Source organism: Nocardia sp. NPDC050412, assembly GCF_044458825.1.
GTDB lineage: Bacteria > Actinomycetota > Actinomycetes > Mycobacteriales > Mycobacteriaceae > Nocardia.
The window spans coordinates 111,672-123,670 of the sequence record NZ_JBITIJ010000002.1; the positions used below are offsets into that span (position 1 = coordinate 111,672).

Here is an 11,999-nt window from a genome sequence, read left to right on the forward strand (position 1 = left end):
TGACTGACCGTTGGTCAGCGTCATACAGTTGCCTCGCTGACCAACGGTCAGATGTTTTCGAGACAAGGAGCGGGCAATGCGGATTCTGATCTCCGGTGCGAGCATCGCCGGACAGACATTGGCGTATTGGCTTGTGCGGCACGGCTTCGAGCCGACCATCGTCGAGCGTGCGGCCGGACTGCGCGTCGGTGGCCAGGGGGTGGACGTGCGGGATCAAGCGATCGAGGTCGCCGAGCGCATGGGCATCATGGCGCAGATCCGGTCGGCGGCCGCCGATGTCGCCGGTATGCGGTTCGTGAATGCCACCGGCGATCCCATCGCCCAGGTCGATATGCAGAAGATCAAAGACAAATATGCCAGCGCCGAGGTGGAGATCATGCGTGGCGATCTCGTCCGGATCTTGCACGACAACAACACCGACGTGGAATACCTGTTCGGCGATTCGATTCGGGCCCTCGACGAGGACGACGACGGCATCACCGTCACGTTCGAACACGCCCCGCCACGGCGGTTCGACCTGGTCATCGGCGCGGACGGCCTGCACTCCACCGTGCGGCGCTCGGCCTTCGGCCCCGAATCGAATTTCGTCCGCCACCTGGACCATTACTTCGCATTCGGCAACGCCGATGCTGCGCTCGGGCCCGACCGCTGGGTGAGCGTCTACAACACCCCGGGCGCGATGGCGGGCATCTACCGTTCCGGCAATCACGCACAGGCCAAGGCCTACTTCATGTTCCGCAGCCCACTGCTCGACCTCGATCCGCGGGATATCACCGCGGCCCGTGCGCTGCTGACCGACCGGTTCGGCACCGAATCCGCATGGCACGTGGCACAACTGCTCGACGGCGCCCTCGCCGATCCGGACTTGTATTTCGACTCCCTCGGCCAGGTCCACATGGATACCTGGTCGACCGGCCGCATCGCCCTCGTCGGTGACGCCGCCTATTGCGCCTCACCTGCCTCCGGCGCCGGTGCCGAACTCGCCCTCGTGGGCGCATATCGGCTCGCCGGTGCACTCGCGGCAGCGAATGGCGACTACCGCATCGGTTTTCGCCGCTACGAGCAGAGCCACCGCGCGCTGGTCGAACGCAAACAGCAGATCGGCCCGAATCTGCGGCTGATGGTGCCGAAAACCCGCTCGGGCATGGCAATTCGGAATACCCTCACGCGGCTGCCCGTGCTGGAGTCCATGGCGGGTATGGAACGCATCATGGCGCCGAAGACAAACGAGTCCTTGCCTGAATACCCCGAGAGTCCGGTCACTGCCAAGGCGTGTCGCCCGGCGTAGGGTGCCGACCATGGGGTTCTCAGTCGATCGGATCGACCACATCGTCATCAATTGCGTCGATATCGAGGCGACCGCCGCGTGGTACGAAAAAGTCCTCGGCATGCGGGTGGAGAAGTTCGGATCGAAAGGCCGCACCGCACTGTGCTTCGGCAATCAGAAGATCAACCTGCGGCCGATCGGTGCCCTCGCGGTCGACCCTGACTGGGTGACGGCGCGCACCGAGGCCGCAGGTTCGGCGGACTTGTGCTTCGTCACCCAAGCATCGCCCCAGGAAGTGCGAGATCACTTGGCGGCCTGTGGTATCGAGATCACCAATGGTCCGGTCACCAAGTCCGGCGCGATCGGTGACATGATCTCGCACTACTGCCGCGATCTCGATAGCAATCTGGTTGAGATCGCGGTCTATCCGGATCGCTGAGCTCAGCGGCGCAGGAATTCCAGGGCGGCGCGTTCGAAGGCCGCCTTGGCTTCGATCATTACCCAGTGGCCGCTATTCGGGAATACGTGCAGTTCCGCATTGGGAATCTGGCGCATCGGCACCAGTGCCATATCCGGCGGACTGACCCGGTCGTCCAACCCCCAGGTGAGCAGGGTGGGGCACTGCACCTTGTGCAGCATCGACCAATAGGGTGGCGTACTCGAATTCGCCAGGAATTTCTGCTGCATGGTCCAGGCGGCCGAGCTGTACATCATGGCGGCGGTTTTCTGGGTATCCGGATGCTGCGCGGCCGCCCAGCGTTCCTCGATGATCTCATCGGTGATGACCGCGGGGTCGTAGACCATGGCCCGCAACCAGCGCAGCAACTTGTCCCGATCGGGTTTGTCGGCGAATTCCTGCAGCAGCCGAATCCCTTCGCTCGGACTGGAACTGAAGATATTCGGACCGATTCCGCCGATGGTGACCAGCTTGCGCACCCGCTGTGGATGCGCAATCGCCAGATTCGCCCCGACGACACCGCCCATCGAATTGCCGACCATGGCCGCGGACTCGATGCCGAGCCCGTCCATGAATCGCAGCACCGCCGCGCCTGCGGTCAGCACGGGATGTCCGTCGACCGGGTCGCTCACGCCGAAGCCGGGAAATTCGAGGATGTAGCAGTGGAAGTGCTCGGCGAAGACCGCGAGATTCCCGCGATAGTTGCGCCAGCCGTTGACGCCGATTCCGGAGCCGTGCAGCAGTAACAGCGGCAGCCCGTCGCCAGCCTCGTGATAGCGCAGTACACCCTGATCGGTGGCGAGCTCTCGTTTCGTGCCTTCGTATGTCACGTCCATACCGGACACGTTAGAACACGTTCTAGCTTGGATCGTGCACCGCCGCTGATATCGACCCGCAAAGCGAACCGTTGGGTACATAATTGCGAAACGCTGGGCGATTCGGGACGCAGCGGTCTGGGCGACTATCTATGATCTGCGCTGGCAACTCGGCACCGTACGACGAGGAATCATGAGCTACCGAACAATCACGACCGCGACCATGCTGGGCACCGCGATCGCCGCATGGGCGTGCGCAGCGCCGACGGCGAATGCTGCGGTGACCCGGGTGGGGGTGATGCCGGATTCGAACTACGGCCTCGCGACCAACTACGGCACCGACTGTCCGGCCACCGCCGAGGCCTACGTCAACAATGCGGCCGAACTCGTCTCCTTCTACGACAACGGCGTTCTACTCGGAGTGGTCCGTCCGCTGGGCGGCATCGCCCTGCTGACCTGGATCCCGAAGACGACGGGCCCGCACACGCTCAGCGCCGTGCAGGCGCCGGACGTCACACCCATCGCAACGGTGGACGTTCGAGTCGGCACCGGCGTACACGTCGACTTCGCCTGCGTCGTCTTCGGCGGTTGATCTCAGCAGGCTCCGCGATTATGTGATGGATTCGGCCTCTGGGGTCTCAGAGCACCCCGATGGCCTTGAGTAGTAACAGGGTCAGACCGGCCGTGCCCGCGAAGGCGACGCCGCCGTCGCGGATCACGATGCCCGCGGGCGAGCCGCTGGCCCTGGAGAGAATTCCGGAAATCACCGCGACGATTATGCCGACGAGCACGGCGACGACAACGAACAAGGCCTGAACGGTAGTGGACACTCGACGCTCCCTCGGTGTGGATCGTCGCAGTGTAAAGAGTGCGTTGGCTATCGGGTAGCAAAGTTGCGGGATAGGCTGCGCCGGAGCAGAATCCGCCGATGACGGTCCAGTGGCGGCCAGGCGGTTCGGCTGGGTGCGCCGACGATTCACAGGAATCCCTCACGTAATTTTGGCACGGTTCACGGAAAACCGAGGTTCACTGGAGTTACAGATTTGTGCGGATCGGCAGTATTGGGGCAGGTCCAGCCCAAGGAGGTCAGACCTTGCAGACAACCGCTTCGATCGCCATCGTCCGCCCCGAGTCGGTAAAGCTCGCCATCACACCCGGTGTGGTGAGCACGCGTGGGCGGCGTTCGCTCAATGCGGACGCCTTCGCCACCTACACCGACCCCACCGTCGGGCGCACCGCATTCGTCGTCGCCGATGGGGTCGGCGACAACCTGCCGGCGGCCAGGGCGGCGCGGACCGCGGCTTCGGTCGCCGCGCGGATCGGCGCGGGCAATGGCGCGCTGGCCGGGGTGGTCGCGGCCCAACAGGAGTTGCTGCGTGAATTCCCGGAGGAGCAGGCCGACAGTGTGCTCGTGATCGCCGTGCTACCCGCCGCCGATCAGCCCGACGGCCCCTGCGATATCGCCTGGGTCGGCGACTGTCGCGCCTACCGCTGGAATGGTCGGGTGCTGCATCAGATCACCACCGACCACACCGTCGCAGAGTTCATGCGCGCCAGGGGGGTTCGCCCGGCGAATCGCATGGACCACCTTGTCACCACCTCCACCCGCACCGCCAGTCCGGACGTCGTCGGTCGCGCAGCCACCGGATCGAGCCGGGGCCGACTGCTGTTGAGCACCGACGGCGTGCACAAGCGGCTCGATATGGTCGCGATCAAGTCGATACTCGTCGCGGGCCGAACCGCGGCTCATACCGCGGAAACCTTGGTGGACAATGCGTTACAGGTCGGTAGCACCGATAATGCGACGGCACTCGTGGTGGACTGCCGCTGACCCCATTTCCTGCTAGAACTATGTGGTCGGTGCGTCTAGTGGAGTGTGGGGTTATGCGGGCGATTCAGATCAGCGAGCTGGGCGGACCCGAGGTGTTGCGGGAGGTGGAGCTCAATGCGCCGGAGCCGGGTTCTGGTGAGGTCGCGATCGATGTCGAATATGTCGGGGTGAACTTCGCCGACTTGCAGGCGCGTTCGGTGGGGTATCGGGTCCGGGATCTGCCGTTCGTTCCGGGGCTCGAACTTTCGGGGCGAGTGCGCTCGATCGGCCCCGATGTCGACGGGTTCGCGGTCGGCCAGCCGGTGGCGGCGATCACCGAGGGCGGCGCTTATGCCGAGGTCGCCGTAATTACCGCCGCCACGGTGTTCGCGGTGCCCGATGGTGTCGATTTGCGAACGGCCGCAACGCTTCCCACGGTCCTGCCGACCGCTTATGCACTGATCAATACCGTCGGTAGGTTGCAGCCGGGGGAGACCGTGCTGGTGCAGGCCGCTGCGGGTGGGGTGGGCACCGTGGTCGGGCAGGTGGCCAAGTTGGCCGGGGCCGGTGCGGTTTATGGCGTGGTCTCCAGCGAGGCCAAGGCGGAGTACGCGCGCAAACTCGGTTACGACGACGCCTTCCTGGCCGAGACCTTCGAGACCGATGTCCGGAAGGCTACCGGCGGACGCGGTGTCGATGTCGTGCTCGACCCAGTCGGCGGGCAGACGTTGCGGCGCGGTCTCGAATCGCTCGCGCTGTTCGGACGGCTGATCTCCTACGGCAACGCCAGTGGTGAGCCGGGCTGGCAGATCGGCCAGCCCGAGCTCTACCCGCGAGGACTATCGATCTCCGGATTCTCTATCCTCGGACTCACTGCCGATGCGCCGCAGGTTTTGCGGGAGATCGCCGATCGGGCGTTCCGGTTGGTCACCTCGGGGCAGGTGGAGCTGCCGATCACCGCGGAGTTCCCGCTGTCCGAGGTCGCCGAGGCACATCGATTGATGGCGAGTCGCACTTCGACCGGCAAGCTGGTGCTTGCGGTCAACGGTTGAAATCACTTGTCGGCCAGCCAGTTTCCGTGGAATCCGTAGGGCACCCGGGCGGGTAGGTGAATGGTCGCAACCGGTGGCCCGGCCAGCTCGGACGCGTCGAGGATGACGAGATCGCTCCGGTCGGTGTCGGCGTTGTAGACGTAGGTCATGAGATAGCCGTCGCCGCCGGGGCGCTCGTCCGCGGGTGCGAATGCGGCCTCGGCCGGAATGCGGCCCGGACCGAATTCGTGTGCCGTGCTGGTGCCGGTGTGCAGGTCGTAGCGCAGCAATGCGCCGCTGTCCCCGGCGACGGTGGCGTGGCCGAAGCGGGAGTCCAGACCCGCGAGCCGGTCGTCTATGCGCGGGAATTCGGCGTCGCGATCGTCGATCTGCTCCTCGGCGACAGTGCCGGTGACCAGATCGATGGTCCAGCGCCATAGCGAGGCCCGCTCCGAAAGGTGTGAATCCTGTCGCCACAGACTCTGATAGCGGATCACATGCAGCACGATCCGCCCCGGCTCATCGTGGGAATTGAGCGTGTGGAACACGTAGCACGGATCGATCGGGAACCACCGGATGTCGCCGTGCGGGTCGTCACGACGCAGTACCCCGAGCCGGGCCTGGTAATCGTCGCGCCACCGGAACGGCATGCCGCCACCGGATTTGGCGGTTTCGAGATCGAAAACCACTGGCAGATCCATGAATACGATATGGGCGGCGGTGAGGTTGAAGTCGTGGTGCATGGTCGCGACGGGCACCTCGATCGGGCGGCTGACCAGCAGATTGCCAGCGGCGTCCGCGCGGTGGTAGGTCAGATAGGGCGCGGTGAGGTCGTAGCCGAAGAAATGCAGTTCGCCGGTGGTGGGGCAGGTCTTGGGATGCGCGGTCATGGCGGTGCGCAGCTTGCCGTCGAAATCGTAGGGGCCGACCGTATCCAGCTCACAGGTCAATTCGTACGGGTAGGACGATTCGACGAGTGCCAGGGTGCGTCCGGCATGCCGGATGACGTGGGTATTGGCGAGCCCGGCGGTGAGGTCACGGTTGCCATCGGCATCGCGGACCGCGGTGCCATCGGTGAAGGTGGAGGTGCGGACCCACCGGTTGCGATAGGAGACCGCGTGGCCCTGTTCGAGCCGGACCCCGTGCACCATGCCGTCGCCGAGGAACCAGTGCGGGGAGGCCGCAGCGTGCGGATTCGGGCCGTTGCGCAGGTACCAGCCGGTCAATGCGGCAGGAATCATTCCGGTGACCGGTAATTCGTAGGCGGTGAGCTCTTCGGTGACGGGCGCGTAGTTGCCGGTGAGGTGTGCAACCGAGGTGGACATCACGGATACCAATCTGTTCAGGATGCGGAAGGGTCGAGCGAGTTCGCCTTCGCCCGGATGAGGGCGACGTAGCGGATCGTGAAAACCACCGGAAGGACGAAGGCGAGTATCTGCACCGTGGTGCGCACGCCCGACGCGGAGTGTGCGAGCGCGGCCAGCGCGACGCAGCCGATCACGAAACTCGCGGTCCACACCGAAGTGATGACGTATGCCGTGCGGATGAAGATCGGATGATCCCAAAGTTCCTGCGGTGTCGTCTGTTTGGCGATCGGTAGCGTGAATGGCGTGCGCACGGCCAGCGAGACGCCCGCGACCAGGGCGAGCACGCCGGAGGACAGTGCCGGGGTGTAGGGGTGCAGGGCACTGTTCGGATCGGTGAAGGCGATGACGGTCAGTGCCGCGAAGAAGGCAACCGAGCCGATATCGATGGCCATGGCTTCCATGCGCTGACCGGCACGGATCTGCTGGGCGATGCCGAGCACCGAGACACCCGAGGCAGCCAGCGCGCCCCACTGCCAGTACTGCGACGGAACCACGGCGAAGAGGATCCATGGGGCGAAAGCGCGCAGATAGGACATGTCGGAGAACTCCTCGATATTCCAGTTTTGACATGTCTAAGTTAGAGGCTGATCTTTCGACATGTCAATAGTGGAAGGTAGGGTGATGGCATGAGTCTTCGGTACGCCCTGCTCGGACTGCTGGCCGATCGTCCGGCCAGCGGCTACGACCTGTTGCAACGATTCAAGGTGTCGCTGGCCAATGTCTGGCCCGCCACCCAGAGTCAGATCTATACCGAACTCACCAAACTCGCCGACGCGGGCTCGATCGCGGTTTCGGACGAGGGTCCGCGCGGCCGCAAGGAGTACACGATCACCGAGGCGGGGCTGACGGATTTGCGGGAGTGGCTCACCACGACCAAGCCGAAACGTGTGGCGCGCAACGAAATGCTGCTGCGCGTCTTCTTTCTCGGCGCGGTTCCCCGGGCGTATGCCCGCGACTACCTGTCCGATATCGAAAACGGAGCCAAGAAGGCCGGGGCCGAACTGGCTGCACTCGAGGCGTCGATCGACTGGGACGATGACGACCTGTCCGTCTACGGCCGCATCGCGATGGAGTGGGGGCAGCGCTTCCATGCGATGAGCCAGGAGTGGGCCGAGTGGGCCATCGGGCAGATTCCGGAGCGCTAGTTCGAATATGTTTCGAGTCAGGACTTCGACCGATCCTCAAATGTGAATATCAGGATGACATACTCATGAGTTAGAGAACTATCTTCAACAATATGGACCTGACCTTGAATGATCTTCATACTCACACTGAGGTGATCGAACCGATCACATGTCGCCAATCCGCCGGATCGACGTACAGGAGTGTTGATGAAGATCGGAATTCCCCGCGAGGTCAAGAATCACGAGTACCGGGTCGCGTGCACAGCCGCGGGTGTGCACGAGTTGGTTTCGCGCGGACACGAGGTGTACATCGAGGCCGGTGCCGGCCAGGGATCGGCGTTCGAGGATATGGCGTATGCGGCCGTCGGGGCACGGGTGCTGGATACCGCCGACGAGGTCTGGGGCACCGCGGAAATGGTGCTCAAGGTGAAAGAGCCAGTAGCCGAGGAGTATTCGCGCATGCGCGCGGGGCAGCTGCTGTTCACCTACCTGCATCTGGCGGCATCCAAGGAGTGCACCGACGCCCTGCTGAACTCCGGGATCACCTCGATCGCCTATGAGACCGTCGCCGGTAAGGATGGATCGCTGCCGTTGCTCGCGCCGATGAGCGAGGTCGCGGGACGGCTCGCGCCGCAGGCCGGTGCGTATCACCTGATGCGTAGCGGCGGTGGCCGCGGCGTGCTGATGGGCGGTGTGCCGGGGGCGCGTCCGGCCAAGGTGGTCGTGCTCGGTGGCGGCGTTTCAGGGAGCAATGCGATCGCCGTCGCGGTCGGTATGCACGCGGATGTGACGGTACTGGATCTGAACATCGCGCGCCTGCGTGCGCTGGACGAGCAGTATCGCGGTCAGGTGCGGACCATCATCTCCAACAGCTTCGAGGTGGAGAGTCTGGTCCGGGAGGCGGATCTGGTGATCGGCGCGGTGCTGGTACCCGGTGCGAAGGCGCCGACGCTGGTGTCCAATGACCTTGTCGCACAGATGAAGCCGGGTTCAGTGCTGGTCGATATCGCCATCGATCAGGGCGGTTGCTTCGCGGATTCGCGCCCGACCACCCATGCCGAGCCGACCTACCGGGTGCACAACTCGGTCTTCTACTGCGTCGCCAATATGCCCGGCGCGGTGCCGTACACCTCGACCGTCGCCCTCACCAATGCCACACTGCCGTACGCGATTTCGCTCGCCGAGCGCGGCTGGCGCGATGCGGTCGCCGCAGATCCGGGCCTGGCGGCCGGTCTGAGCACGCACCGCGGACACCTGCTGTCCGAATCCGTTGCAGCCGCGCACAACTACGCTACTGAGAGGCTGGCCGCCTAAGCGGGATGGCAGCCGGGGCTGAGCTAAGTCATCGGGCTGGTTCGCGGGCGCACGTGCTCGAAGATAAGGATCGTCTCGGTGGAGGCGACCGCGGGATGTGCGCTCAGATGTTGCAGTACGAAGACCCGAAGTCCCTCGGTGTCGGCCGTGGCGACATGGATCAGATAGTCGTCGGCGCCTGCGATGAAATACACGTTCAGCACTTCGTCGAGTTCGGCCAATTGCTCCCCGAACTCGGCGAGGTGCGGACGTGCATTGCCATGCACCCGAACCGCGATCATGGCCTGTAGATTCCGGCCGAGCGCGGCCGGATCGATGTCGGCGTGGAAGCCGCGAATCACGCCGCGCTCCACCAGCGACCGTACCCGCCCCAGACACGTCGACGGCGCGATGCCCGCGACATCGGCGAGCGCGCTATTGGTCATGCGGCCGTCGCGTGCGAGCTGATCGAGCAGTATCCGGTCGATATCGTCCAATTGCACCGCCGGACCGGGCGCGGTCCGCACGGCACCGACCGCCGGTCCGATCGGCGAATCAATCTTCCTCACCAGGTCAACTGTATCGAAGATCATTCGATCGAGGGCCGGTCACTGCGCTAGGATCGTCGCGTGGGTATCTACTGGCATGCCGTTACGCCGCCGCCGTGCGCCTGATCGGGCGCACCTGCTGAATTCCTGATTCGCGGTCCGGGCTGTTTCTGAGGACAGTCTCGAGGTGATGTCGTGCGCCCGTTTCGAATCCCTGTCGAATTCGATGACGGAAGTGCATGGCCTTGTCTGATATCAAAGATGTTGTTGCGGTTGGGCATTCGAGTGTTCGGGCGTTCAGTGGTCCGGTTCCCATCCTGACCGCGGCGGTGCTGTGGGGGACTACCGGAACCACGAGTTCATTGGCTCCCGCGGGTGCGTCCGCTGCGGCGATCGGATCTGCCGGGTTGGTGCTCGGTGGGCTGTTGTTGTTCTTGTCCGCCGGTGCGCGGTTACGGTGCACTCGCGGCGAGTGGTGGTTGGTTGTGGTCGGGGCGTTGGCGGTGGCAGGGTATCCGGTGACCTTCTATCCGGCTGTGGGGCGGACGGGGGTGGCTGTTGCCACGGTGATCGCGCTCGGTAGCGCGCCGGTTTTCGCCGGTCTGTTGGCCTGGGTGTCCGGACAGGGGAGGACGAGCCGGCGATGGGGCGGCGCCACCGCGGCGGCGGTACTCGGCGGTGCGGTCCTCGTGCTCGGGCCGGAGGTGACGGGCGGGACCGCGCAGGTCGACCTGCTCGGCATCGTGTTCGCCGCATTCGGTGGACTCACCTACGCCGTCTATTCGCTGATCGGCGGCAGGCTCATCGCGCATGGTCATTCGTCGAATGCGGTGATGGGCACGATGTTCGGCATTGCCGGATTGCTCGTGCTGCCGGTTGTGTTGTGTACCGAGACTTCCTGGCTGCATACCGGTCGCGGTATCGCGGTGGCACTGCATTTGGCGGTGTTCACCACCTTCGTTGCCTATCGTCTGTTCGGTTACGGCCTGCGGCATACGACCGCGCAGGTGGCAACGACATTGACGCTCGCCGAACCCGCCGTGGCCGCGGTGCTCGGTGTGGTTGTGGTCGGTGAGCGGTTGCCGATCGTGTCATGGTGCGGGTTGGCTGTGCTGGCACTCGGGCTCGCATTCCTGACGATCGGCGTGCGCGACCGCTGACGGTTCGGTGCTCGACGCCGCAAGGTTACCGATTCGCTTGGGCCAGTGCGGATTCGGCGGCGTCGAGCACCTTGCCGAAGGAGTGGAGAATCACCGGTTTGGCGAGGACGCGGGTGAACCAGGCTGCGGCGAACGGTAGGCGCGCCTCGGCGGTGGTGGTCCAGGTGACCCGCGTGCCGCCGTCGACCTCGGTGAAGATCAGTCGGCCACCCTCGTGGCGCGACGCCGGAACGCTGCGCTCGACGAGGTAGCTGAATTCGTGCGGTGCGTTGTAGCCGGTGATGCGTTCGCGGAACCAGCCGATGCCCCATGTCAGGATTCGGACGGCGCCGAGCCCGTACGGTGCCGTCTCGCCCTGTTGGATCAGGTGCTCGCGCAGCACGATTCGCGCCTTCGTGTAGTTACTTGCGTTGGTCAGCCAGTCGAAGACGTCATCGATCGGCGCCGCAATGACGCGCTCGATTGTCATGGTTTCCATAACACCCCTCCCATTTGTCTACTACATGCGATAGTAGTGTCGTGAGAGGCGGGATGCCAGGGCTACTGCCCTGGAGCTGGCGCCTTGGCGCGCAACACCTCCAAGAACGCGCGCATCCACTGCGGATGGTCCGGCCACGCGCGGCCGGTCACGATATTGCCGTCGACATGGGCCGGACTGTCTTCCCATTGTGCGCCAACGGCATTCAGATCCGGTGCCAACGCCGGATAGGCGCTCGACGAACGACCGTTGAGCGCGCCCACGGCAAGCAGAATCAATGGACCATGGCACAGTGCCGCGATCGGTTTGTCCTCGTCGACGAAATGTTTGACGACCCTGCGACACTCCGCATTGCCGCGCAGATACTCCGGCGCGCGTCCGCCGGGCAGTACCAATGCCGCGTACCGACTCGGATCGACATCGGCCAGCGCGATATCGGCGGGCCAGGTGTGTCCGGGTTTCTCGGTATAGGTATCGAAACCGTCCACGAAATCGTGCACCACGAACTGCAGCTTCTTGGCGGTGGGGGCGGCCACCTGGACCTCGTACCCCTCCTCGAGCAGCCGCTGGTAGGGGTACATGACCTCCAGGTCTTCGGCCGCGTCTCCGGTGATCAGCAACACGCTTGTCACGGGACATCACCTCCGGT

15 protein-coding genes are annotated in these 11,999 nt (G+C 64.4%); 8 read left to right on the forward strand and 7 right to left on the reverse strand.

Features of this window, described 5'->3' with window-relative positions; all coding sequences use genetic code 11:
- Positions 1–76: 76 nt before the first annotated feature.
- Positions 77–1,288, forward strand: a complete 1,212-nt coding sequence (locus ACIBI6_RS04655) for an FAD-dependent monooxygenase (protein WP_396955322.1) — start codon at positions 77–79, stop codon at positions 1,286–1,288.
- A gap of 10 nt (positions 1,289–1,298) precedes the next feature.
- Positions 1,299–1,706 (forward strand): VOC family protein, encoded by a 408-nt coding sequence (locus ACIBI6_RS04660; protein WP_364354765.1) that lies wholly within the window; start codon positions 1,299–1,301, stop codon positions 1,704–1,706.
- A gap of 2 nt (positions 1,707–1,708) precedes the next feature.
- On the opposite strand, the gene ACIBI6_RS04665 is transcribed toward ACIBI6_RS04660, so the two are convergent.
- Positions 1,709–2,560: an alpha/beta fold hydrolase gene (locus tag ACIBI6_RS04665; protein ID WP_364354768.1), complete on the reverse strand. Its 852-nt coding sequence runs from the start codon at positions 2,558–2,560 to the stop codon at positions 1,709–1,711.
- 172 nt (positions 2,561–2,732) lie between these two features.
- Here ACIBI6_RS04665 and ACIBI6_RS04670 point away from each other — a divergent pair, with 172 nt between their 5' ends.
- Positions 2,733–3,131, forward strand: coding sequence for a hypothetical protein (locus tag ACIBI6_RS04670; protein ID WP_396955323.1), 399 nt, complete (start codon positions 2,733–2,735; stop codon positions 3,129–3,131).
- 46 nt (positions 3,132–3,177) lie between these two features.
- Here the strand turns inward: ACIBI6_RS04670 and ACIBI6_RS04675 are convergent, their stop codons facing one another.
- Positions 3,178–3,369 (reverse strand): hypothetical protein, encoded by a 192-nt coding sequence (locus ACIBI6_RS04675; protein ID WP_364354774.1) that lies wholly within the window; start codon positions 3,367–3,369, stop codon positions 3,178–3,180.
- A 263-nt stretch (positions 3,370–3,632) separates the two neighbouring features.
- Between ACIBI6_RS04675 and ACIBI6_RS04680 the strand changes: the two genes are divergently transcribed.
- Together ACIBI6_RS04680 and ACIBI6_RS04685 are read left to right on the forward strand one after the other, a co-directional pair.
- Entirely contained in the window at positions 3,633–4,370 is a 738-nt protein-coding gene (locus ACIBI6_RS04680; RefSeq protein WP_364354777.1) for a serine/threonine protein phosphatase, read from the forward strand.
- 53 nt (positions 4,371–4,423) lie between these two features.
- Positions 4,424–5,401 carry a zinc-binding alcohol dehydrogenase family protein gene (locus ACIBI6_RS04685; RefSeq protein ID WP_396955324.1) on the forward strand — a complete coding sequence of 326 codons (978 nt, stop codon included), beginning with the start codon at positions 4,424–4,426 and terminating at the stop codon, positions 5,399–5,401.
- Between the two features lie 2 nt (positions 5,402–5,403).
- Here the strand turns inward: ACIBI6_RS04685 and ACIBI6_RS04690 are convergent, their stop codons facing one another.
- Positions 5,404–6,705 (reverse strand): carotenoid oxygenase family protein, encoded by a 1,302-nt coding sequence (locus tag ACIBI6_RS04690; protein WP_396955325.1) that lies wholly within the window; start codon positions 6,703–6,705, stop codon positions 5,404–5,406.
- 17 nt (positions 6,706–6,722) lie between these two features.
- Positions 6,723–7,283 (reverse strand): hypothetical protein, encoded by a 561-nt coding sequence (locus ACIBI6_RS04695; protein ID WP_364354786.1) that lies wholly within the window; start codon positions 7,281–7,283, stop codon positions 6,723–6,725.
- A gap of 90 nt (positions 7,284–7,373) precedes the next feature.
- On the opposite strand from ACIBI6_RS04695, the gene ACIBI6_RS04700 reads away from it, so the two are divergent.
- Together ACIBI6_RS04700 and ald are read left to right on the forward strand one after the other, a co-directional pair.
- Complete coding sequence (locus tag ACIBI6_RS04700) at positions 7,374–7,892, forward strand: PadR family transcriptional regulator (protein ID WP_364354789.1); 519 nt, start codon at positions 7,374–7,376, stop codon at positions 7,890–7,892.
- 186 nt (positions 7,893–8,078) lie between these two features.
- Entirely contained in the window at positions 8,079–9,185 is a 1,107-nt protein-coding gene (gene ald, locus ACIBI6_RS04705) for an alanine dehydrogenase (RefSeq protein ID WP_396955326.1), read from the forward strand.
- Between the two features lie 23 nt (positions 9,186–9,208).
- Here ald and ACIBI6_RS04710 read toward each other — a convergent pair whose 3' ends face one another.
- Positions 9,209–9,712: an Lrp/AsnC family transcriptional regulator gene (locus ACIBI6_RS04710; RefSeq protein ID WP_364354991.1), complete on the reverse strand. Its 504-nt coding sequence runs from the start codon at positions 9,710–9,712 to the stop codon at positions 9,209–9,211.
- Between the two features lie 245 nt (positions 9,713–9,957).
- Here ACIBI6_RS04710 and ACIBI6_RS04715 point away from each other — a divergent pair, with 245 nt between their 5' ends.
- Positions 9,958–10,872, forward strand: a complete 915-nt coding sequence (locus ACIBI6_RS04715; protein ID WP_396955327.1) for an EamA family transporter — start codon at positions 9,958–9,960, stop codon at positions 10,870–10,872.
- 25 nt (positions 10,873–10,897) lie between these two features.
- On the opposite strand, the gene ACIBI6_RS04720 is transcribed toward ACIBI6_RS04715, so the two are convergent.
- Entirely contained in the window at positions 10,898–11,350 is a 453-nt protein-coding gene (locus ACIBI6_RS04720) for an SRPBCC family protein (protein ID WP_396955328.1), read from the reverse strand.
- A 62-nt stretch (positions 11,351–11,412) separates the two neighbouring features.
- Positions 11,413–11,982: a DJ-1/PfpI family protein gene (locus ACIBI6_RS04725; protein ID WP_364354801.1), complete on the reverse strand. Its 570-nt coding sequence runs from the start codon at positions 11,980–11,982 to the stop codon at positions 11,413–11,415.
- Positions 11,983–11,999 lie beyond the last annotated feature (17 nt).

Bases quoted from the DNA above. Each gene is read 5' to 3' on its own strand.
- ACIBI6_RS04720 (WP_396955328.1), bottom strand. From the start codon at position 11,350: ATGGAAACCATGACAATCGAGCGCGTCATTGCGGCGCCGATCGATGAC.
- ACIBI6_RS04695 (WP_364354786.1), bottom strand. From the start codon at position 7,283: ATGTCCTATCTGCGCGCTTTCGCCCCATGGATCCTCTTCGCCGTGGTT.
- ACIBI6_RS04690 (WP_396955325.1), bottom strand. From the start codon at position 6,705: ATGTCCACCTCGGTTGCACACCTCACCGGCAACTACGCGCCCGTCACC.
- ACIBI6_RS04700 (WP_364354789.1), top strand. From the start codon at position 7,374: ATGAGTCTTCGGTACGCCCTGCTCGGACTGCTGGCCGATCGTCCGGCC.
- ACIBI6_RS04685 (WP_396955324.1), top strand. From the start codon at position 4,424: ATGCGGGCGATTCAGATCAGCGAGCTGGGCGGACCCGAGGTGTTGCGG.
- ACIBI6_RS04670 (WP_396955323.1), top strand. From the start codon at position 2,733: ATGAGCTACCGAACAATCACGACCGCGACCATGCTGGGCACCGCGATC.
- ACIBI6_RS04660 (WP_364354765.1), top strand. From the start codon at position 1,299: ATGGGGTTCTCAGTCGATCGGATCGACCACATCGTCATCAATTGCGTC.
- ACIBI6_RS04665 (WP_364354768.1), bottom strand. From the start codon at position 2,560: ATGGACGTGACATACGAAGGCACGAAACGAGAGCTCGCCACCGATCAG.
- ald (WP_396955326.1), top strand. From the start codon at position 8,079: ATGAAGATCGGAATTCCCCGCGAGGTCAAGAATCACGAGTACCGGGTC.
- ACIBI6_RS04655 (WP_396955322.1), top strand. From the start codon at position 77: ATGCGGATTCTGATCTCCGGTGCGAGCATCGCCGGACAGACATTGGCG.